Genomic DNA, 21,751 nt, shown 5'->3' with positions numbered 1-21,751 from the left:
GCGTTATATCGTTTTTGGCGGTATAACGCTGTTTTTTTGTAACACGCCTTACTGTTTACCAAACAAAGCCGTTAAACTCGCTGTACTGCCTATATTGACAAACGATACAGCCTTGAGAGCCTTTAGCGACATCGAGAAAGATAGAATTATTGAAATGGCCTGGGAAGACAGAACACCGTTTGACGCCATTAAATCCCAGTTTGGCCTGTCGCAGGGTGAGGTGGAGAAACTTATGCGTAAAGAGCTGACCAACTCCGGTTTTAAACGGTGGCGCAAACGGGTATCGTCGGGGGTAGGCGTTAAACACGGCTATAAGGCACAGGCTGATATGCTTCGGTTTAAGTGTTCCCGACAAAGCGCCATCAGCCTGAACAAAATAGCTAAACGAGGATAGGTATACCTCATTATCCTTCGGTACCTTTACGGCATGCTCCGGTATTTTCCCTTTCAGCAGCAATTCAACGATAAAATGGGCACGATGTTGCTACTTCCGACTGACCCGTTGATAGAAGCCGATGAGCATTACGGCCATGAAGTGCAGTTAAAACGCCGGCTTCTTACGGAGTTTCCTCAATACTACTATCAGTCGCTGCCCGGCTATCAGACCGCTCAATGGGAAGTACTGGCAATGGTACTCGAAAGTCTGGTGCAGCACAACCCTGAGCATTTTTGCCTGACCAGGCCCGGCCACCACTGGCACTGGCAGAACCGCCTGCTGAACGAAGAAGTAGTTTTTACGTTCGGTGATGCTGCTTCGTTACCCCTTGAGCCGCTTGACTGGGCTGGGCGACAGGTGCAGGAAGATTTGCTGCTGCTGGCCGGTGATGAACCCCACCTGGTAGCCGGCCAACTGTGCTTCGGCAATGGCTGGAGCCTGGACGAGAAGCTGAGCCTGTCGTTCTGGAATTTGCACGGGCCGGTCAGCTCTATTGTAAAACCCATGATGCAGGCCGCCCAGAAATTCATGGAACGTCTGCCCGCCGGTCGGCCGGTGTGGCGATTGAACTGGAGCCTTAAACTAACCGACCAGTTAGACCTGACCAGCCGCCATACGGCTGACCTGAACCAACAACTGGCCGAACTGCTCCCGAACCTTACGCCAACCAACATCGGGCAGCACCTATTCGTCCGTATTGAGCGGCAAACGCTGACCCGATTGCCGCAATCGGGTGCGATTTTGTTCGGTATTCACACCTATCAGAACCGCCTGGACAACGAAGCCGCCGACCCTGAACGGGCGCTGCGTATAGGGCAGGTAGTGAGTACAACCCCGCCGGCTATGCTTGAATATAAAGGAATAACCCCGTTTTTGGAGCCGCTACTGGCTTACCTGCAACTTTCAGTGCGTGAACTGGCTGAAAAATCAATTCATTAAGTTAACTTTGCAGTCTACTCTTTCGATAGGGTAATCCAGGGTTTTCTGCCCTCCTTCACTTCATCCGATACATCAGCCAAATTTTACGAATTATGGCCCTATACTCGAAAGAATTGGGGTATATTTCTATTCTTTACGGCTTTTTTGTATGATTTTTGTAAAATTTTCCAGTTGTCGTTATTAACAAGAGTTTTTATGTCTCAATCCTCCACTTTATTTGACAAAGTTTGGGATGCCCACGTGGTTCGCAAAATCAATGACGGTCCGGATGTCGTATTCATCGACCGTCATTTTATTCATGAAGTAACCAGCCCGGTTGCATTTCTGGGGCTGGAAACCCGGGGTCTGCAGGTGATGTTTCCGGAGCGCACCTTCGCTACCGCCGACCATAACACCCCGACCATAAATCAGCACTTACCGGTGGAAGACCCACTGTCGGCGAATCAGCTTGCCGCGCTGGAGCGAAACACTGCCAAACACGGCATTTCGCACTGGGGATTGGGACATCAGAAAAATGGTATTGTGCACGTAATTGGCCCCGAAAACGGGATCACCCTGCCGGGCATGTCTATAGTGTGTGGTGACTCGCACACGTCCACCCACGGTGCGTTCGGTGCCATTGCCTTCGGTATCGGTACGTCGGAGGTGGAGATGGTGCTGTCGTCGCAGTGCATCATGCAGTCTAAGCCGAAGAAAATGCGGATTACCATTAACGGTAAACTACAGCGTGGGGTAGTGCCGAAAGATGTGGTGCTTTACATTATATCCAAAATATCGGCCAGTGGTGCGACGGGGTATTTCGTGGAGTATGCCGGTGAGGTGTTCGAGAACATGAGCATGGAGGGCCGCATGACCGTCTGCAACATGAGCATCGAAATGGGGGCCCGTGGCGGTATGATTGCGCCCGACGAAAAAACGTTTGACTACCTCAACGGGCGCGAAATGGCCCCCAAAGGAGAGGCCTGGGACAAAGCTCTGGCTTACTGGGAGACGCTTAAAACGGACGAAGGTGCCACTTTCGATCTGGAATACACCTACGACGCGGCCGACATTGAGCCCCAGATTACCTACGGCACCAACCCCGGTCTGGGGACTGGCATCAGCCGCCAGATCCCGACCGCCGATCAGGTGCTGGACGGAGCCGCTTCGTATGCCAAAGCCCTCAACTACATGGGCTTTTCCGAAAACGATTCCATCCTGGGCAAACCCATCGATTACGTATTCCTGGGTAGCTGCACCAACGGCCGGATTGAAGATTTCCGCGCCTTTGCCTCCATCGTAAAAGGTCGTAAGAAAGCTGATAACGTAACGGCCTGGCTGGTGCCGGGTTCGCATATTGTCGAAAGCCAGATTAAGGAAGAAGGTATTCTGGATATTCTGAATGAAGCCGGTTTTGAGCTGCGTCAACCGGGCTGCTCTGCCTGTCTGGCCATGAACGACGACAAGATTCCGGCTGGCAAATACGCTGTCAGTACCTCAAACCGCAACTTTGAAGGGCGCCAGGGTCCCGGTGCCCGTACGCTGCTGGCCAGCCCCCTGGTAGCCGCAGCCGCAGCCGTCACCGGTGTTGTCACCGACCCAAGAGAATTGTTATAATCTGTTTCAAGTTTCAGGTTCTAAGTTGGCAAACTGATACACTAACCTGGAACCTGAAACCTGGAACCTGAAATATATAAAAAATGGCTTACGATAAATTTACCATAGTAAGAAGTACGGCCGTGCCGATGCCGATTGAAAATGTTGATACGGATCAGATTATACCGGCACGATTCCTGAAAGCCACCGAGCGAAAAGGCTTTGGCGATAACCTGTTTCGCGACTGGCGTTATAATACCGACGGTACGCCGAAACAGGATTTTATACTGAACAATCCCATATACAGCGGTCAAATCCTGGTGGGTGGTAAAAACTTCGGGAGCGGGTCGAGCCGGGAACACGCAGCCTGGGCGATCTATGATTATGGTTTCCGCTGTGTAGTATCGAGTTTTTTTGCCGATATTTTCAAGAACAACGCCATCAACGTCGGTATTCTGCCGGTAACGGTTACGCCCGAGTTTCTGGACAAAATCTTTCGGGCCATAGAGGCTGACCCAAAGACGGAGCTGGAGGTAAATCTGCCGGAGCAGACGATTACCATCCTGGCTACCGGCGAACAGGAGTCTTTTGTCCTGAACGGCTACAAGAAACATAACCTGATGAATGGCTTTGATGATATTGACTTCCTCCAGGCCATGAAAGACGAAATCAGCGAATTCGAAGCGGCCAGACCTTACTAATGAAATGAGTGAATGAGTGATTGAGTGGATTCACCATTTAAAAATTATAGGTCTTTTATCCACTTTTTAGGCTGTGTGCCCCACTCATTCACTCAATCACTCATTCACTCAATTTCAAATGAGACGCTACATTGAAATTATGGACACCACACTCCGGGATGGTGAGCAAACCTCCGGGGTGTCCTTCTCTTCTGCCGAAAAGCTGACCATTGCGCAGTTGCTGCTCCGGGAGGTTCGGGTAGACCGGCTGGAGGTTGCCTCGGCGAGAGTATCGGACGGCGAGTTTCAGGCGGTGAAGAAAATCACCGAATGGGCCGAAGAGCACGGGTGTCTGGATAAAATTGAGGTGCTGACCTTTGTGGATGGCCATACTTCGGTCGACTGGATGCTGGCGGCCGGTGCCCGGGTGATGAACCTCCTCACCAAAGGCTCCCTGAACCACCTGACCCACCAGCTCAAGAAGACGCCCGAAGAGCACTTCGACGATATCGAACAGGTTATCGCCTTAGCGCGCTCGAAGGGGATTCAATGTAACGTTTACCTGGAAGACTGGAGCAACGGCATGCGTAACTCCCGCGACTACGTCTTCCAGTTTCTGGACTTCCTAACCCTGCAACCGATCGAGCGGGTCCTGCTTCCGGATACCCTCGGTATACTGACACCCCGCGAGACTTACGACTACATCAGCTCCATTGTTAAGCGTTACCCAAACACGCATTTTGATTTCCACGCCCATAATGATTACGATCTGAGCATTGCTAATGTTATGGAAGCTGTTCGGGCGGGGGCGCAGGGATTGCACCTCACGGTCAATGGTATGGGTGAGCGGGCCGGCAATGCGCCACTGGCATCGGCCATTGCCGCGCTGAACGACTTTATGCCGGATGTGCGGACATCGGTGGTGGAGAAGTCTCTGTATTCTGTCAGCAAGCTCGTCGAAACGTTCTCGGGCTTCCGGATTCCGGCGAACAAGCCAGTGGTGGGTGAAAACGTCTTTACCCAAACAGCGGGTATCCACGCCGATGGCGATAGCAAAAACAACCTATATTTCAATGACTTGATGCCGGAGCGTTTCGGACGGAAGCGCCGGTATGCTCTGGGTAAAACTTCGGGTAAGGCTAATATTGAGAAAAACCTTCAGGACCTGGGTATTAAGCTTTCCCCCGACGATCTCAAAAAAGTAACGCAGCGCATTATCGAACTGGGCGACCGGAAAGAAATGGTAACGCGGGAAGACTTGCCGTATATCATCTCTGATGTGCTGGACAGCAGTTCGTTTGAAGAAAATGTGGTGGTGCTGAACTACGTGCTGACCCATTCCAAAGGGCTGCGGCCGTCGGCTACGTTACAGGTGAAAATAGGGGAAGAGGTGTTCGAGGAAAACGCGCAGGGCGATGGTCAGTACGATGCCTTTATGAACGCCCTGAAGAGAATCTACGCCCGCAAACAGATCATGTTGCCTATGTTGACCGACTACGCCGTCCGGATTCCGCCAGGGGGAAAGACCGATGCCCTCTGCGAAACGATCATTACCTGGAACATTAATAACAAAGAAGTAAAAACGCGAGGTCTTGATTCTGACCAGACGGTTTCGGCCATTCAGGCAACACAGAAGATGCTGAACCTGATGGCCATCAGCTCGGAAACCAGCAAACCGGTTATGGTCGCAGCTGAGGTTAGTGTTTAAAAGACTACTACGAAGACCGGGCAGCCCGGTCTTTGTAGCACCGTTATTTCCTTCCCGACCGCTTTACCCGGTCAATTACCGCCAGCAATCCATTTGGCTTATCGTGCAGCAATGCCCAGAACATAATGCCGTTCAAGCCTTTCTGGATGGCATATTGCGTTTTTAGTTCCACTGAGCGCGGGTTGTCGTAGGACACATATCGTTTGCGGGACGGATGGTAGAAGTAAGGAGCTTTGGCAGTATCGTCCCAGAACGCCTTATAGCCAGTTTGAGGACCAAAATCGCGTTGCACATTTCGGTAGGCAGTACTACTTTTAAACTTACCCGGCTGGTAGCGGCCATTGTACCCGGCCGGTACATTCTCCCAAATCCGGGTGTAAAAGGCGGCCCCAATCACCAGTTTATTGGCCGGAATACCCAGCCGTAGCAGTGTCTGCACCGCGTTGTCGGTCGATTCATGCTGCAGGGGTGTTGAATACAGGCCGGTATGGTGCCCCGTGGTGGGTGAGTTGCCATGCACCAGGTCGTACGTCATCAGGTTAACCCGGTTTACCAAGGGCATAACCGCTTTCCAGTCTACGGCTTCATCGAGGTATTTCTGGAAAGCTCCAGCGGCAAAACTCAATTCCCGGTTTGGCCCCAGCTCCCGGCGCAGCTCCCGGATCAACTCTGTAAAATTGGGCTTGTCTTCGGGGCCGTACGGATGCCCCGGGTATCCTTTAACTACCGGATATTCCCAGTCCAGGTCGATGCCGTCAGCTTTGAAAGCGTCGAGCACTTCCCGGACGGAGCGCGCAAAGGCTTTGCGGTTGTCGGCAGAGGCAAATACTTTGGAGCAGGTGGCGCAGCCGCCCCAGCCACCCAGTGAAAGCATGACCTTCAACTTCGGATATTTCTTCTTTAGGGCAACCAGGTTTCTGACCGTTTGGGTCGGTTTGCCTTTGCCTATATAAAATCGATTACCGCTCAGGTGGCCAAAACTGTAAATAACGTGGGTCAGTTTACCGGCATCAATGGTGGCGACTTTCTCCGGCGAGCCGGCATAATAGCCGATCACGGTTATCGGTTCGGCCGGATGAGCCGGGTAGGGGAGAACCAGGCCAATAAGAACAGCAATAGTTACAAGAGCGCTGTGGTACCTCATAGCGTTGCGGTAGTTGAGTAAAACGGCAGTCTGTTCGTCTATACTCAACTACGATACGCTGGCCAGCATCAAAAAAACTTATCGAAAAAGGGGAGAGGGACGAGGCTTTCCATTACTTTTTAATCGCTACCGCCGACCGTTTTACCCGGTCTATCGTGTCCAGCAGCCCGCCCGGCTTGTCGAGCGACAGTTCCCAGAACATAATTCCTTTCAGGCCTTTCTCCATGGCATACTTCGTTTTTAGCTCAATGGACCGTGGGTCGTCGAAGGTGACGTAAAGCTGCTTTTCGGCATTGTAGAGGTAAGGTGCCTGCGCCGTATCGTCCCAATAAGCCTTAAAGCCATTTTCCGCGTTATATTCTTTCTCCAGATTACGGTAATTGACACTGCCTTTAAATTTGCCGCTCTGATACCGGCCATTGTTTTCAGCCGCTACCCCCTCCCAGGTACGGGTATAAAAGGCGGCCCCAATTACCAGTTTATTGGCCGGAACGCCCATCTTCAGCAGCGACTGTACGGCGTTATCAGTCGATTCGTGCTGCTGCGGGGTCGAGTACAAGGGGGTATGATGACCGGTTACCGTGGCGTATCCATTGACGAGGTCATAGGTCATCAGATTCACGTAGTCGACCAGGGGGATCACGGCTTTCCAGTCGACGGCCTCGTCCAGAAACTTCTGGAAGCCACCGGCCGCGAAGGTTACTTCTCGGTTCCGGCCTAATTGCCGGCGCAGTTCCCGCACCAGTTCGGTAAAATTGGGTTTATCTTCCGGCGCGTACCGATGTCCCGGATGTCCTTCAATCGCCGGATATTCCCAATCCAGATCAAGGCCGTCGGCTTTAAAGTAATCCAGCGTTTCGCGAACCGAGCGGGCGAAGGCTTTGCGGTTGTCGGCCGACGCAAAGACTTCGGAGCAGGGCGCACAACCGCCCCAGCCGCCCAGCGACAGCAAGACCTTGAGCCGGGGGTTCTGTTGTTTCAGCGCAACCAGCTTTTGGATGGTGGTAGTGTCTTTGGCTTTGTCGATGGAAAACCGGTTGCCTTTCAGATGGCCGAAGCTGAAAATAATGTGCGTCAGTTTACGGGCGTCAATGTCCGCCACTTTTTCGGGTCCGGCCGAGTAATAGGCAATTACGGCGAGTGGTTCAGCTGAAAAGGCAGAAGAAACTTGCACGAAACAAAAAAGAAGCGCCACAAACAGTTTGATGCAACGCGTCTTCGATTGAATAAAACCGGCTGGACAGTAGAAAATGTGGGGTAGGACTGGCATAAGAGCATATGGGTCGTGAACGGGAGCAAGTTCGGATTTTGGGACCAAACGCACAACTTAACCCTATACCAAATACCTGTTACGAAATGTCAACACACCAACACTTCATCAATTAGGCTTTCACCATTGGGCTACCCTGCTCTAGACCTTCATTGATCTCCCGTGCCTTCGCCAGTCGCCACCAGGGCAGGTACGGATAGGCATGGTGTTCGTGGTGATAGCCGAAGAAGTAGCAGGTCAGGAACGCAACCGTATGGTTCAGCGGCTGACTGCGAGCGTTGTGGGGTGGGTTATGGTGCTCGCCCCGGTGCGGCAGGTAGGTGCCGAAGTAAAACAACTGAAACGTGCTGAGTACCGCCGGGATCATCCAGAACACAATCAGGTTCTCCATCGGAAACCACAGCTTCAGGATGTTGTAGGTAACGGCCATCAGCACAATCTGGCCAATTGAAATGTACTCTTTCAGGAAGCTGTAGTACCAGGCGAAAAAGTTGGGGTTGCCGTCGTGATAATCGGGGTCGTCGCCGGTAGCTGAGTGCTTATGGTGCAGGTGGTGCTTGCGCGACAGCTTATTGTAATTGTTAAAGGCAAAGAGCGTAGCCGACAGGAAGCCGATCCAGTAATTCAGTCGCTTATGGTTAGGTGCCACTACACCATGGATAGCGTCGTGGGCGGTGATAAATACGCCGGTATACAAGTGCATCTGGACCAGCACAAACAGATAAACCAGCGGGTCAGCAAAGTTAACCGGGTAGTGAAGCAAAAAAGCCAGCATCGCAAACCAGCTTACCAGTACGGTGGCGGCAATCCAGAGACCCTTCCGGCCGATGGGGGTAGGCTTTATGGTGGTGGATGAAGACATATCAGGTTACGTATTTCGTTATCAGACAAACGGCATGTGCCGAAAAAATGTTCGCTATCTTTGGCGCGGATTCAGTTGATTCACCTGATTCTTTGTTTTAACAAGTATGTCTTTTATGATCAGAGGGTTTTCCTCTTCGCTTCTTTCTCTCTTGCTGATGGCCGGTAGTGTAACCGCCCAGCCCCAGAATACAATCCCGAATGTCCGCTTTCCGAATCGTCCCAAACTGGTTATTGGCATTGTGGTAGACCAGATGCGGTATGATTACCTGTATCGGTATTACGACAAATTTATAACCGGCGGTTTCCGTCGGATGATGGACGACGGTTTTAATTGCCGGAACAACCACTATAACTACGCGGCAACGTATACAGGTCCGGGCCATACGCATATTTACTCGGGTTCCGTGCCGGCACTCAGCGGCATCGTAGGCAATGAGTTTTACGACCGGAATATTGGCCGGCTGGTATACTGTGCCGAGGATACCACCGTGGCCACGGTCGGTAATACCGGTTCGGCGGGTAAGATGTCGCCCCGAAACATGCTGGTCACCACCGTAACGGATCAGTTGAAGCTGGCTACCGAAGGACGCGCCAAGGTAATCGGTGTGGCTTTGAAAGACCGGGGGGCTATCCTGCCGGTTGGTCATGCCGCTAATGCCGCCTATTGGTTCGATTCAAAAGACGGCAACTGGATTTCCAGTACCTTTTACCTGAAAGAACTGCCCCGGTGGGTGCAGGACTTCAACAGCCGCAAGTTACCGGATCAGTTTATGGCCCAGAAGTGGGAACTGTCGCGTCCATTAAGCCAGTATACTGTCAGCACTACGGATGATCAGCCCTACGAAGCGTCTCTCCCCGGTGAACCCAAAGCGGTATTTCCCCATGAGTTTATTTCCACCGCAGGCGGTCTTAAATATGAAGTGCTGCGGGCTACTCCCTTCGGCGACCAGCTGACCAAAGAATTTGCGCTGGCTGCCATTAAAGGTGAACAACTCGGAGCCGACAATGTGACCGATTTCCTGGCCGTCAGCTTTTCGTCGCCCGACTACGTTGGCCACGCGTTTGGTACGCACGCGGTCGAGACGGAAGACAACTATCTGCGGCTCGACCGGCAACTGGCCGATCTGTTTGCGCAACTGGATGCGACCGTCGGCAAGGGTAACTACCTGGCGTTTCTGTCGGCCGACCACGGCGTCGCTGATATTCCCGGTTTTTCCCATACCTACCGGATTCCGGCCGGCGTAAAGCCATATGGCGCATTAGGAGAGGTAGTAAAAGCTATGCTGGAAAAAGCGTACGGACCGGGACAGTGGATGCTGTCATTTTTTAACCAGCAGGTGTACCTGAATCACGCCTTGCTGGCTGAGAAGAAGCTGGCTGTAGCAGACGTGTACGAAACGCTAAGACGAACACTGCTGACCCAGCCGGGCGTTGTCAACGTCATCAACTTTCACCAGTTGAATACTCAGTCTATTCCCGAAGGTCAACTCACTATGCTGCGGAATGTATATCACCCGAACCGGAGTGGCGACTTTTACGTCCTGCTTCAGTCTGGCTGGATTGAAGGTCGGAGCAAAGGCACTACCCACGGCTCCACGTATGCCTACGACACCCATGTGCCGCTGCTCTTCTACGGCTGGGGTATCAAACCCGGTCAGACCGTCCGCCGGAATCATATCTCCGACATTGCGCCTACCGTGGCTGCCCTGCTCGGTATCCTGGAACCCAGTGGGACGGTGGGGAATCCGATTGAAGAAGTAGTTAAATAGTTTTGTTGTTTCAGGTTTCCTGTTTCAAGTTAACAGCCATACCTAGACTTGAAACAGGAAACCTAGAACAGTCTTAAATCACAAACTCAACTTCTTTGAAGCCAAAGTAGCGTAACTGGCTGTTGGTTTGAATGGCTAACCGGCCGGTGGCGTCTATGCCAACAATACAGCCGCGGAAGTGTTCGTTATCCGCAATGAAGCTATGTTCTTCCTGGTACCGGAATAACCGTTGCAGGTAGGAAGCTCTGAGCAGGTTACGCTGGCCGGTACGCAGTTGCAGGTACCGTTGCTCCAGGCTTTCTAAAATGATAGTCAATAGCGCCGGCCGGTTGTATTCTTCCTCCACCGGAAAGCGCTGAAGCAGAGAGGTAGCCGTTGGGAAACTGAATTGGGTCTGGTTAATGTTAACACCTATGCCAATCACCGACCAGGCAATCAGATACCCCTGCAAGGTATTTTCAATCAGGATACCCCCAAGTTTTTGGTTTTCCAGATAAAGATCGTTGGGCCACTTGATGCGTAATAATTCGCCCGTTAAGGGTTCCAGGGCGTCGGCAATACCCAGCGAAACTGCCATATTGAGCCAGAACTGTTCGGTGGCATTTAAAAAGGAGGGCCTTAAAATCAGCGAGAATGTCAGATTATGGCCTGCCTGAGCTTCCCATTGATTACCACGCTGGCCCCGGCCGGCTGTTTGGTCGTCAGTCAGGATTACCAGCCCTTCATCGGGTTCAGATTGGGCAATGTGATCGGCGGCTACGTCATTGGTAGACTGACACGTTGGCAGATATTCAAATTTTTGGCCAACAAATAGCGTTTTGGGATAAATTTTGTACAAATAATTGTTAATTTACATAGAACGAGGTAGGTTATGGGGCGTCGGAATTCCGGTTCCGGTTTGGCAACGCTCCCGCTTTCGCTACCGATTTGCAATTTTAACACGTTAGCATGAGAATAAACAACGCCGTGGAAACGGCTCGCCAAGAAATAACCGCAGAGGAACTGCGCAATCTGGTTGTCAGGGGAATGCTGGAAAAGAAAGCGCAGGATGTGGTAGTGATGGACCTCCGCGGAGTCAAAAACGCCATTACTGACTTTTTCGTCATCTGCTCCGGTAATTCCGATACCCAAATAGACGCCATTGCTTCCTCGGTGGAGGAAGAAGTATACAAGGCTATTCACCTCAACCCCTGGCATAGAGAGGGCAAACTCAACCGCGAATGGATTCTGCTTGACTACGTAGACGTTGTGGCGCACGTTTTCAAGAAAGACCGCCGGGCTTTCTATGACCTTGAGCAGTTGTGGGGTGACGCCGAGATTCAGCATATTGATGAGGAGCCAATAGCCTCATCAGCCCTTTAAGGCCCGGCGGTTGCCGGCCTGCGTGGTAAACAGCCGCTTAAACCGGTTGTTTACCACCTGTCAAAACCATTTCCGGTGTGAAACATTAGCGTTTGAAATGGTGTTTTCCAGTGAAACCCCTTTGTACAACCTGCAGAAATGTCAGAGAATAATAATAGAAATCCGTTAACACCCCGTGGTGGTCCACGAAAACCTAATTTTCAGGGGTGGATTGTTGCTTTACTGATTGCTGCCATTCTGGGCATTACTTTCTTTAACAAGAGCAGTGCTGTCCGTGAAACCTCCCAAAAGCGCTTTGAGCGCATGGTGAAAGACCGAGAGGTAGCCGAAGTCGTAATTGTCAACGACAAAATTGTAGAAGTATCGCTGACCCAGCAGGCACTGCAAAGCAGCAAATACCGTGGCTTGTTTTCCGATAAGCCTTATTTCAACCAGGATACCGGCCCGCATTTTATGTTTCAGGTGGCCTCAGCCGAGACCTTCCTGAAAGACCTCGGGCGTATGCAGGAAGGACTGGCGGACAACGAAAAAATAGAATACCGCATTGAACAGCGAAACGACTGGGGTAACTTCATTGGAACCTGGGGGATCTTTATCGTCATGATTCTGGCGATGTATTTTCTGCTGGGCCGGATGTCGGGTGCCGGCGGTCCCGGTGGGCAGATCTTCAACATTGGTAAATCGAAAGCCGCCCTGTTTGATGCCGAAAACCGCGTGAAAATCACTTTCAGCGAAGTAGCCGGTCTGGAAGAAGCGAAGGAGGAAATTAAGGAAATTGTTGATTACCTGAAGAGTCCCACCAAGTTCACCAAGCTGGGGGCCAAGATTCCGAAAGGGGCGTTGCTGGTAGGCCCTCCGGGTACGGGTAAGACCCTGCTGGCCAAAGCCGTTGCCGGTGAGGCCGGTGTGCCGTTCTTCTCATTGTCGGGTTCCGACTTTGTTGAGATGTTCGTCGGGGTGGGTGCCGCACGGGTACGTGACCTGTTCAAGCAGGCAAAAGAAAAAGCCCCTTGTATCATCTTTATTGATGAGATAGACGCGGTAGGTCGTTCACGGGGCCGTGGCTCGATGCCGGGTGCCAACGACGAACGCGAAAACACGCTGAACTCCTTGCTGGTGGAAATGGACGGTTTTGCAACCGACTCCGGTATCATCATTCTGGCGGCTACCAACCGGCCGGATGTATTGGACCCAGCTTTGCTTCGTCCCGGTCGTTTTGACCGTCAGATTAGCATTGATAAGCCGGATATCGTCGGTCGTGAGGCTATTTTCAAGGTTCACCTGAAGCCGCTGAAATTATCAATTGACGTTGATCCGAAAGATCTGGCGGCTCAGACACCGGGTTTTGCCGGAGCCGAGATTGCCAACGTATGTAACGAAGCGGCTCTGATTGCCGCCCGTCGGAATAAGGAATCCATCGATATGCAGGATTTCCAGGATGCGATGGACCGTGTTATTGGTGGTCTGGAGAAGAAGAATAAACTGATCTCTCCGGAGGAAAAAGAAATTGTGGCGTATCACGAAGCCGGCCACGCTGTAGCCGGCTGGTATCTGGAGCATGCCGACCCCCTCGTGAAGGTGACGATTGTACCGCGTGGGGTAGCCGCTTTAGGCTATGCGCAGTATCTGCCCCGCGAGCAGTATCTGTACCGTATGGAGCAGCTACTGGACGAAATGTGTATGGCACTGGGTGGTCGTGCGGCTGAAGACATCGTATTTGGTAAAGTGTCGACAGGTGCCTTAAGTGACCTGGAGCGTATTACCAAGCTGGCCTATAGTATGGTGACGATGTACGGTATGAATGATAAGATCGGGAATATATCTTTCTACGACTCCAAGCAATCGGAGTACTCATTTAACAAGCCATATTCGGAAGAGACGGCTAAATTTATTGATGAAGAAGTGAGGAAGATTGTCGATGAAGCCTATCGACGCACGGTAGGCTTGCTATCAGGTAAGCGTGAGCAACTGGAAACAATTGCCCAGGAACTGCTGAAGAAAGAAATCCTGTACCAGAATGATCTGGAGCGTCTGATTGGGAAGCGTCCGTTTGAGCGCGATACAGCCTACCAGGCGTATAAGAAGCGGGGCGAGGAGGTTAAAGAAGGTATTGGCACGGAGAGCAAACCTTCGGAGATTGAACCCCTGCCGCATCTGACCAGCGAATAACAAAAAAGCCCCCCGAAATCTCGGGGGGCTTTTTTGTTATTGCCCACTGGTTTATTTCCAGACATCACCGTGGGTGAGCTCATTAGTGATAAAGTTAGCCAGATTCACCGCCTGTTGTTGTCTTACCTTCTCATTGCCGGGAGTCTGCACCTTAATACTGATGATGTGGTTCAGATACAATACCCGCAGTATTTGGGTACCCGGTTCCCAGACGGCTTTATCCCCTACACCCATAATACCTACAAAATTTGCGGTGGTCTTTGGGGGCAGGACAAATTGCGTAGCGGCTGGTGATGCGGTAGGGCTTTGTTCCGTCGTTGTGGTATCGTTAGGGAGCGTTGACTCCTCCGTCATACCAGCCTCTACCTGCATGGTCGAAGGTCGCTCAGCAGCCCGTCCTTCTGTAACCGGTCCAAACATAGATGGCTTCTGATTGGCCCGGCCCGATTGGCCCAGTACCTGCGGATCACCCGGCTGGAACAGCTTATTGAATATATACTCAGCATGGTACATCGATTCGTAGGGGTTTGAGCCGCCAAAGGCTATGCCTACTTTATTGTTCTCCCAGTGGAACTCGCAGCCATTCGGAACATCAATCGTTGTAAACTGAGTAGTGAGGGGTATCTTGAACATGTTCTTCATGAACTGGTCAGACAGGTAATTACAGGGCTTATCGTACTGGTGGTCAGGGCTTATCAGATAAATACCAGACACGTCCTTAGCGACAAGATCGCCTGCTGTACCGGCTGCGTCATTGGCATCGTCGGTATAGTGGCCATATTCTCCGCAGGACATCAATGCCCCCGATAGCATAAGGAGAAGCAAGGAATTCTTCATACAATATAGATTGAGGTGTTAATTATTAAGCTAATACCAATTTGTCCCCTGTCTTGTTTACAATCTCTCCGTTTACTGAACCGCCGGGCTTGTGTCGTTTCGTCTGGCGCAAAAGCTGATGGGAATCTGTACCTTTGTGGCGAAATTGATTGTAGATGTCCGTAATTGAACAGATTTCCCTGCCGGAGGGACAGAAAGTTTATTTCGCTTCCGACTTCCATCTAGGCACTCCTTCTCTCCCGCAAAGCCGCGACCGTGAGCGCGTAATCGTCAACTGGCTGGATACCATTGAGACCGACGCCGAAGTTATTTTCCTGGTCGGTGACGTGTTTGACTTCTGGTTTGAGTATAAACGCAGCATTCCCAAAGGCTTTATCCGGTTTCAGGGCAAACTGGCCGAGCTGACCGACGCCGGCAAGCAAATTATCCTCTTTACGGGTAACCACGATATGTGGATGCACGATTACTTCACGCAGGAAATGGGCATACCCGTATACCGCCGGCCCCGCGTATATGAGATTGCCGGTAAACGCCTGTACATCGGGCACGGCGACGGGCTGGGTCCGGGCGATTTTGTGTACAAACGGCTGAAGCAGGTATTTGAAAATGGTCTGGCCCGGCGGCTATTCCGGTGGCTGCACCCCGACGTGGGTATCGGCCTGGCCCATAGCTGGTCGCGCCGGAGCCGTATTAGTAACCAGAAAAAAGAGGAGGATCGGTTTATGGGCGAAGATCGTGAATGGCTGTTTTTGTACTGCCGGGAAGTAGAGCAGCGCCAGCACCACGATTATTACATCTTTGGTCACCGTCACCTGCCCCTGGACATGACCGTTTCGGAAAACAGCCGGTATATCAACCTGGGTGAGTGGGTATCGGCCCGGACGTATGCGGTCTTTGACGGTAATAACCTGCAACTGAAAACGTGGGAGTAGCTATCAAAAAACGGGTACTGTGTTTTGCGGAGCCGGAATTTAACCACAGGCCCGGATTCATTGCTGGCTGTCAGTAGCACAGTACGAAGTTTACAAAAGCTGGTCAGTACCTGTCCATCCTTTGGTAATATCTCCTGAACTTTCTTGATTCTTCCTGGAAAATCTTGACAGTATAACCTGCATTTATACTTTTGTTTAAAATTAGTCTAAATAAACTATGCAAACAAGAGTTATATACTTTGTTCAGATGTTGCTTAGCTGCTGGTTGGTTGGATTTGTTCAGCCAGCATCTGCCCAGCCGACCGGTAGCCTCAGCGGCCGGGTAGTTACCAGCAACGGGTTGCCGCTTCCACAGACAAGTGTCCGCATTATGTCATCCAGGCTCGGGACGCAAACCGATGAACAGGGGCGATTTTTACTGGATAGGATACAGGCTGGTCAGTACACATTGGTGATGACCCATATCGGGTTTGACCGGTACCAGCAGGTTATCACTGTTACCGCCGGTGAGACGACGCAGTTGAGTGACCTTGTTCTGGCAGAAGCCGCACAGCAATTGCAGGAAGTAACAGTCGACGGGCGAAATCCGTATAAAGCCGATGTGCCATCGTATAGTCTGCGGGTGAAAACACCTTTGCTCGAACTGCCCCAGAACGTACAGGTGGTGAGCCGTCAGATACTGGCTGATCAGCAGATCTTTGATATGCTCGAAGGGGTTTCGCGAAACGTCAGTGGCGTTACCAAACAGGAGCACTGGGACAATTATGCCCGGCTGAACATGCGGGGTTCGCGCATTGCGCCGTTCCGTAACGGCATGAACGTACAGTCGACCTGGGGACCGCTGGCCGAAGATATGTCGATGGTCGACCGGGTGGAGTTTGTAAAAGGCCCGGCCGGGTTTATGATGGCCAATGGCGAACCCAGCGGATTTTATAATATCGTTACCAAAAAGCCGACGGGCAACAGCCGGGGAGAGGCCACCATGACTATGGGCAGTTTTGATACCTACCGGGCTACCATTGACTTGGACGGTAAGCTGCGTCAGGATGGTAAGTTGCTGTACCGGTTCAACCTGATGGGCCAGACCCGGGGCTCCCACCGCGACGTTGAGTTCAACAACCGCTATACCATTGCTCCGGTCCTGACCTATAAGATCAGCGAACAGACATCGATTACAGCCGAGTATACGTACCAGTTCTCGCGAATGTCGGCCATTGGGTCGGCGTATGTGTTCGGCAAAAACGGGTTTGGCGGTTTGCCAGTCAACGCTACCACCGCTTCAGCTAATCTGGACCCCTCAAAGATCAACGACCATAGTGCCTTTCTGATCCTGAATCATCAATTGAGTCCAAACTGGAAGCTGACCGGCCAGCTTGCTTACTTCAACTACAAGCAGGTGGGCAGTTCGCTCTGGGCCGACTCGACCAACGCCAGGGGTGATATTTTCCGCCGGGTCAGCATCTGGGATGCCTTCAACGAAGGCCGGTTTGGTCAGCTTTTTGTCAACGGTGACGTCACCACCGGACCCGTTACCCACCGCATTCTGGCTGGTCTCGACCTCGGCACCAAGCAGTACATTGCCGACTGGAACCAGTCTTTCCCGCTCTACGACAGTACGTTCGTGTTTAACAGCCTTCAGCCCAATTACTACCTGCCGACCCGGCTGCTTCCCCGGTTTGACCGTTCCGCCAGTCTGCGGTACCGCGCTGGTATCAATGTGCTGAGTCAGTCGTATTCGGGGCTGTACGTACAGGACGAGCTCCGTTTCTGGCAGGATCGGGTACGGCTTACGCTGGCAGGCCGGATGACTTCAGCCAGAGATAGCCAGTACGGGGCCGGCACCAACGAAACAGTTTTTACGCCACGAGTGGGCATTAGTGGGTCGGTCAATAAGCAAACGTCCGTGTACGCCCTCTACGATCAGTCGTTTGTGCCGCAGGCCGGCGTCGATGCCCAGGGCAATGCCTTCCAGCCGATTCGGGGAAACAACCTGGAAGCCGGGGTGAAGAAAGACTGGTCCGACGGTCGCTGGAGTTCGACCGTTTCGGTGTACCGCATTACCAAGAACAATGTGCTGACCACCGACCCGACCAATCCTAATTTTTCCGTGCAGCTCGGGCAAACCCAAACCAGTGGGGTAGAGGTTGACCTGCGGGGCGAACTCCTGCGGGGGCTGAACCTGATTGCCAACTACGCGCTCACCGACTCTAAAATCACCAAAGATACCCGCTCCGAAAATGTTGGTAACTACGTGCCGGGCTTTGCCCGCCATGTCACCAACGCCTGGTTGTCGTACCGCCTGCCCGAAGGAGCCCTGCAGGGCCTGGGCGTGTCACTTGGCTACCAGTGGCAACTGGAGCGGTTCGGCTGGTTTGTCGACCCGGTATCGAACCAGTCCAACCTGCCGAATTACCTCCGGGCCGACGGAGCCGTGTCGTGGCAGAACAACCGGGTGAGCCTGGCGCTGAACGTCAATAATATGCTGAATGCTTACCTATTCTCGGGCGCTCCGTACCCATACGCCGGCTATTACTACTGGCAAACAGAAGCCCCCCGTAATTTCCGGCTAAGCCTGGGCTACCGCTTTTAACCTATGCATGTGAAAAACGTCATTGTCTCACGAATTATCAGACCTGTACACCTCTGGCTCGGCCTTGCTTCCGGGCTGGTGGTGTTCGTCATCAGCATTACCGGCTGCCTCTACGCCTTTCAGGAAGAAATCCAGAATCTGACGCAGCCGTACCGGTTTGTGGAGCCTCAGCAGCGGGCGTTTATGCCGCCATCGGCGCTGAAAGCCATTGCGGAGCAGCAACTGCCCGATAAGCACCTTCACGCGGTGATGTATGGCAAAAAAGACCAGGCCGCCCAGGTGATTTTCTACCAGTTTGAGCCGACGTATTACTACATTGTATACCTGAACCCCTACACGGGGGCAGTGCAAGGGGTAAAGGATGTGGAGGCTGATTTCTTCCGGATTGTGCTGATGGGCCATTTCTACCTGTGGTTGCCGCCCGCCATCGGACAGCCGGTGGTGGCATCGGCCACGCTCATCTTTCTGGTGATGCTTATCACGGGTCTGGTGTTGTGGTGGCCCAAGAACCGGCACACGGCCCGGCAGCGGTTCACCCTGAAATGGAACGCAAGCTGGCGACGGACCAACTACGATTTGCACAATGTGCTGGGGTTTTATGCTACCTGGGTCGTTATCGTGCTGGCGCTGACGGGGCTGGTGTGGGGCTTTCAGTGGTTTGCCGGCATGGTCCATCAGGTGGCCGGGGGCGACAAATCCCTGCTGTATCACGAGCCGGTGTCGGCTCGTGGCCCGGTCGCGCTTTCTGCATCAGAACCGGCCATCGACCGGGTGTGGCAGCGGATGGTCCGGGAATATCCGCAGGCTGCAACCATCGAAGTACATACTCCCGAAACCGATACCTCGGCCATAGCCGCCAACGCTAACCCGGAGGCCGGTACGTACTGGCAGACCGACTACCGCTACTTTGATCAGCATACCCTACGCGAGCTGCCGGTGGCCCACATCTATGGCCGCTTTACCGAAGCCGGCCGGGCCGATAAACTGATCCGGATGAATTATGACATTCATACGGGGGCGATTCTGGGACTGCCGGGCAAGCTACTGGCTTTCTTTGCGTCTCTGATTGCGGCTAGTCTGCCCATCACCGGTTTTCTGATCTGGTGGGGACGACGCAAAAAGAGCAGTGTAAGCCGGCGGTCGGCTCCGGCGCGCAAAAAAACAGGAAAAGCCAATTTGCAGACAGCGCGGTAAGAGGTTTGGGGATGTGTTGCAATCGGCCCGGCATTGGAAAGAACCGTGCCGGGCTACGACAGTAAGAGGCAAATGGTTAATTCTTCAGCATGTCTTCCCGCGTCATATTCTCCCTCGGGGCCTGGTTCAGCTCTTTCCGCCAGTCTTTCTTGCTGAGGTCGCCGTTCTTAACGGATTTTATGAAGTTAGCCCAGGCAAACGGGTTCAGGAAAGGTAGAGTTGTGGCCTGCCCCCGGTTTGTAATGGCTTCGCGGCCAAAGTACTGCTGATTCATAAAATACTGGTGGTTGGCCACGGCCCCCATCGGGGTAACCGCTGCCAGCCGCATCAGGTATTCCGGATCGGTATTTTTGGCCAGAGCTTCCCGTTGCTTCTCGTCCGGCAGCTTCATGTTTACAAAGGCCTGTTTGAACAATTCTTCGGTGGCGTAGGGGTAAACCTTTACTTCTGCCAGCGTTTTTACATCTTCCTGCAACGCAACAATGGCCGAGTACGTCACATCCGTCAACCGGCGGGGAATTATATGATACTGCGGTTTGAAGCCAAGGTAAGTAAATACGACACTATCACCGGGAAAAACGGGCAGGACAAAATAACCGTTTGACGCTGACAGGACACCCCGACCTGCTTTGTGGATAGAAATGGCGGCACCGGGCAGGGGCTCGTTGGTTTTGCCGTCGGTAATAAAGCCTGTAAACGTAATCTGGCGCTCCTGTCCCTGCGCCAAAGCGGCAGAGAACAGGCCCGTCAGGCAAAACAGGCATCCGATCAATATCCCTTTTATAAGCAAGTGTCTCATCTCATCAAAACGCCGGGCGATTGGCTCCTATTTTAATTAAGTAAATATTTTAAGAAATGTTACGATAAACGGTGCCGCCAGCAGCAAACCATCAAACCGGTCAAGAAAACCGCCATGCCCCGGAATACTGCTCCCGGAGTCTTTAATGGCGATACTACGCTTAAACAACGACTCCACCAGGTCACCGTAGGTACCCGTAACCACAATAATAGCCCCGATACTATACCACTGCCAGGCTGTTAACTCCGGGGAGAAAATGCCCAGCAACAGCGCGATAATGCCGGCCGCAATGGCTCCGCCGACGCTCCCTTCCCAGGATTTTTTCGGGGACACCCGCTCAAATAACTTCCGGCGGCCGAACTTCGTTCCCGCAAAGTAAGCCCCGATGTCGCTGGCCCACAGCAGCAACAGACAGCCAAACACGATCCAGGGATGATACTGCCCGCCCCGTAACGCGATTACATTCATTAAGGCAAAAGGAACGGCCACGTAGATTATACCCAGAAAGGTAAAGCCGATATTAGTGAAGGGTTTGGCGTCTTTCTTTTTGTAAAGCTTGATCAGAAAGATCATATTGGCCGCCGGGCAGATGAGGTAGTAGGCCTGTTCGTTGATAAAGCCTTTCTCAACCAGAAACGTCAGGGCAACGATCAGGCTGCCGACCAGGGTGCCGTAGTAGGTAAGGGGCTGATTGCCGTCGAGGCCGAGCAGCCGGTAAAATTCAATCTGGGTTAGGGCGCTGATCACTAGAAACAGCAGCGCACAGGTCCAGTCACTATACCAGATGGCTAACAGTATTACTAAAACCCCCACCACGCCCGCAATAACCCGCTGCTGGAGGTTCGACATTTCAGCCAAACGTTGTTTCATGCTCTAATATGATTTTGGCAATTAACAGAGCAGGGTTCGTCTATTCTCTTGCCGGTCAGGTGATTAAGCCTGAGTTTAGGGTTTATCGCTGTCTGAATACTGAAAAAGTTCGCAGCAGGTTCGTGTTTTGTTTGTCCCCTGTGCTCAAAGATACAAAACCAAGGATAACAAAAAATCCCTCAGCCCAGTAAGCTGAGGGATTCCATACCCACCGTAACTTGTAATCTGAAATGCTTTCGACTCTCTCCCGTCCTGAGCGATGTCTACAGTACTATAACCCCCAGGATGGAAAGAGTGTTGACGGAACTGAGCGAGCGGGACAGGGTACAATGCTAGTCAAATGCGTTGTTGCCAAATATGTCTGTCAGCTTCAGTTTAACCGCTTCGTAGGTCTCCTGCGTCAGAATCGGACCCGGAATGCCGACTACGTGGATAGCCGCCTGCCCGTCGACATCTTCCACGGTGACGATATGAGCCGCCTGAATCAGCAGCTCGGCGGTGGAGTCGGGGCGGTGGAGCTTCAGAAATTGTTTCATAGGGTAGCTCGTCTGGTCTGCCTTGAATTTACCTGTTATTCATGGTCAATGTGAAGCCCGGAAACAGACTTTCTGCC

Annotated in this window: 19 protein-coding genes; 11 read left to right on the top strand and 8 right to left on the bottom strand. The window is 52.3% G+C overall.

Annotation, left to right across the window (positions count from 1 at the left end):
* The first annotated feature begins 112 nt into the window (after positions 1–112).
* The 5 genes from ABD949_RS14195 (at position 113) to ABD949_RS14175 (ending at position 5,338) form a co-directional block, all read left to right on the top strand.
* On the top strand, positions 113–394 hold the full coding sequence (locus ABD949_RS14195) for a TIGR03643 family protein (RefSeq protein WP_345244502.1): 282 nt from the start codon (positions 113–115) through the stop codon (positions 392–394).
* A gap of 33 nt (positions 395–427) precedes the next feature.
* The gene (locus tag ABD949_RS14190; protein ID WP_345244501.1) at positions 428–1,375 is read left to right on the top strand and encodes a heme-dependent oxidative N-demethylase family protein; all 948 of its coding nucleotides are present in this window, start codon (positions 428–430) and stop codon (positions 1,373–1,375) included.
* Positions 1,376–1,570: 195 nt separating this feature from the next.
* Positions 1,571–2,971: a 3-isopropylmalate dehydratase large subunit gene (leuC, locus tag ABD949_RS14185; protein ID WP_345244500.1), complete on the top strand. Its 1,401-nt coding sequence runs from the start codon at positions 1,571–1,573 to the stop codon at positions 2,969–2,971.
* 83 nt (positions 2,972–3,054) lie between these two features.
* On the top strand, positions 3,055–3,651 hold the full coding sequence (gene leuD / locus ABD949_RS14180; RefSeq protein WP_345244499.1) for a 3-isopropylmalate dehydratase small subunit: 597 nt from the start codon (positions 3,055–3,057) through the stop codon (positions 3,649–3,651).
* Positions 3,652–3,769: 118 nt separating this feature from the next.
* A complete protein-coding gene (locus tag ABD949_RS14175; protein WP_345244498.1) occupies positions 3,770–5,338 on the top strand; it encodes an alpha-isopropylmalate synthase regulatory domain-containing protein in 1,569 nt (522 codons plus the stop codon).
* Positions 5,339–5,381: 43 nt separating this feature from the next.
* On the opposite strand, the gene ABD949_RS14170 is transcribed toward ABD949_RS14175, so the two are convergent.
* From ABD949_RS14170 to ABD949_RS14160, 3 genes are all read right to left on the bottom strand, one after another.
* Positions 5,382–6,482, bottom strand: coding sequence for a glycoside hydrolase family 18 protein (locus tag ABD949_RS14170; RefSeq protein WP_345244497.1), 1,101 nt, complete (start codon positions 6,480–6,482; stop codon positions 5,382–5,384).
* A gap of 112 nt (positions 6,483–6,594) precedes the next feature.
* Positions 6,595–7,656, bottom strand: a complete 1,062-nt coding sequence (locus ABD949_RS14165) for a glycoside hydrolase family 18 protein (RefSeq protein WP_345244496.1) — start codon at positions 7,654–7,656, stop codon at positions 6,595–6,597.
* Positions 7,657–7,864: 208 nt separating this feature from the next.
* The gene (locus ABD949_RS14160) at positions 7,865–8,614 is read right to left on the bottom strand and encodes a fatty acid desaturase (protein WP_345244495.1); all 750 of its coding nucleotides are present in this window, start codon (positions 8,612–8,614) and stop codon (positions 7,865–7,867) included.
* A gap of 115 nt (positions 8,615–8,729) precedes the next feature.
* Here ABD949_RS14160 and pafA point away from each other — a divergent pair, with 115 nt between their 5' ends.
* Positions 8,730–10,385 (top strand): alkaline phosphatase PafA, encoded by a 1,656-nt coding sequence (gene pafA, locus ABD949_RS14155; RefSeq protein ID WP_345244493.1) that lies wholly within the window; start codon positions 8,730–8,732, stop codon positions 10,383–10,385.
* A gap of 73 nt (positions 10,386–10,458) precedes the next feature.
* On the opposite strand, the gene ABD949_RS14150 is transcribed toward pafA, so the two are convergent.
* A complete protein-coding gene (locus ABD949_RS14150; RefSeq protein WP_345244491.1) occupies positions 10,459–11,223 on the bottom strand; it encodes a biotin--[acetyl-CoA-carboxylase] ligase in 765 nt (254 codons plus the stop codon).
* Positions 11,224–11,333: 110 nt separating this feature from the next.
* Here ABD949_RS14150 and rsfS point away from each other — a divergent pair, with 110 nt between their 5' ends.
* Entirely contained in the window at positions 11,334–11,747 is a 414-nt protein-coding gene (rsfS, locus tag ABD949_RS14145) for a ribosome silencing factor (protein ID WP_345244489.1), read from the top strand.
* Positions 11,748–11,885: 138 nt separating this feature from the next.
* Positions 11,886–13,916 (top strand): ATP-dependent zinc metalloprotease FtsH, encoded by a 2,031-nt coding sequence (gene ftsH / locus ABD949_RS14140; protein ID WP_345244488.1) that lies wholly within the window; start codon positions 11,886–11,888, stop codon positions 13,914–13,916.
* A 51-nt stretch (positions 13,917–13,967) separates the two neighbouring features.
* Here the strand turns inward: ftsH and ABD949_RS14135 are convergent, their stop codons facing one another.
* Positions 13,968–14,753, bottom strand: a complete 786-nt coding sequence (locus tag ABD949_RS14135; protein ID WP_345244487.1) for a hypothetical protein — start codon at positions 14,751–14,753, stop codon at positions 13,968–13,970.
* Positions 14,754–14,908: 155 nt separating this feature from the next.
* Here ABD949_RS14135 and ABD949_RS14130 point away from each other — a divergent pair, with 155 nt between their 5' ends.
* The 3 genes from ABD949_RS14130 (at position 14,909) to ABD949_RS14120 (ending at position 19,469) form a co-directional block, all read left to right on the top strand.
* Complete coding sequence (locus ABD949_RS14130; protein ID WP_345244485.1) at positions 14,909–15,685, top strand: UDP-2,3-diacylglucosamine diphosphatase; 777 nt, start codon at positions 14,909–14,911, stop codon at positions 15,683–15,685.
* A gap of 217 nt (positions 15,686–15,902) precedes the next feature.
* Positions 15,903–18,275, top strand: coding sequence for a TonB-dependent siderophore receptor (locus tag ABD949_RS14125; protein ID WP_345244483.1), 2,373 nt, complete (start codon positions 15,903–15,905; stop codon positions 18,273–18,275).
* 3 nt (positions 18,276–18,278) lie between these two features.
* Positions 18,279–19,469: a PepSY-associated TM helix domain-containing protein gene (locus tag ABD949_RS14120; RefSeq protein ID WP_345244481.1), complete on the top strand. Its 1,191-nt coding sequence runs from the start codon at positions 18,279–18,281 to the stop codon at positions 19,467–19,469.
* 76 nt (positions 19,470–19,545) lie between these two features.
* Here ABD949_RS14120 and ABD949_RS14115 read toward each other — a convergent pair whose 3' ends face one another.
* The 3 genes from ABD949_RS14115 to ABD949_RS14105 all read right to left on the bottom strand — a co-directional run bounded on the left by ABD949_RS14115 (position 19,546) and on the right by ABD949_RS14105 (position 21,674).
* Positions 19,546–20,268, bottom strand: a complete 723-nt coding sequence (locus ABD949_RS14115; RefSeq protein ID WP_345244480.1) for a carboxypeptidase-like regulatory domain-containing protein — start codon at positions 20,266–20,268, stop codon at positions 19,546–19,548.
* A 36-nt stretch (positions 20,269–20,304) separates the two neighbouring features.
* Entirely contained in the window at positions 20,305–21,138 is an 834-nt protein-coding gene (locus ABD949_RS14110; RefSeq protein ID WP_345244478.1) for a phosphatidate cytidylyltransferase, read from the bottom strand.
* Between the two features lie 332 nt (positions 21,139–21,470).
* Complete coding sequence (locus ABD949_RS14105) at positions 21,471–21,674, bottom strand: hypothetical protein (RefSeq protein WP_345244477.1); 204 nt, start codon at positions 21,672–21,674, stop codon at positions 21,471–21,473.
* Between the last annotated feature and the right edge of the window lie 77 nt (positions 21,675–21,751).

This window comes from Nibrella saemangeumensis, from assembly GCF_039541915.1.
Taxonomy (GTDB): Bacteria; Bacteroidota; Bacteroidia; order Cytophagales; family Spirosomataceae; genus Nibrella; species Nibrella saemangeumensis.
Note: the sequence above shows the minus strand (reverse complement) of the source record. Positions and strands in the feature narration are given on the sequence as shown.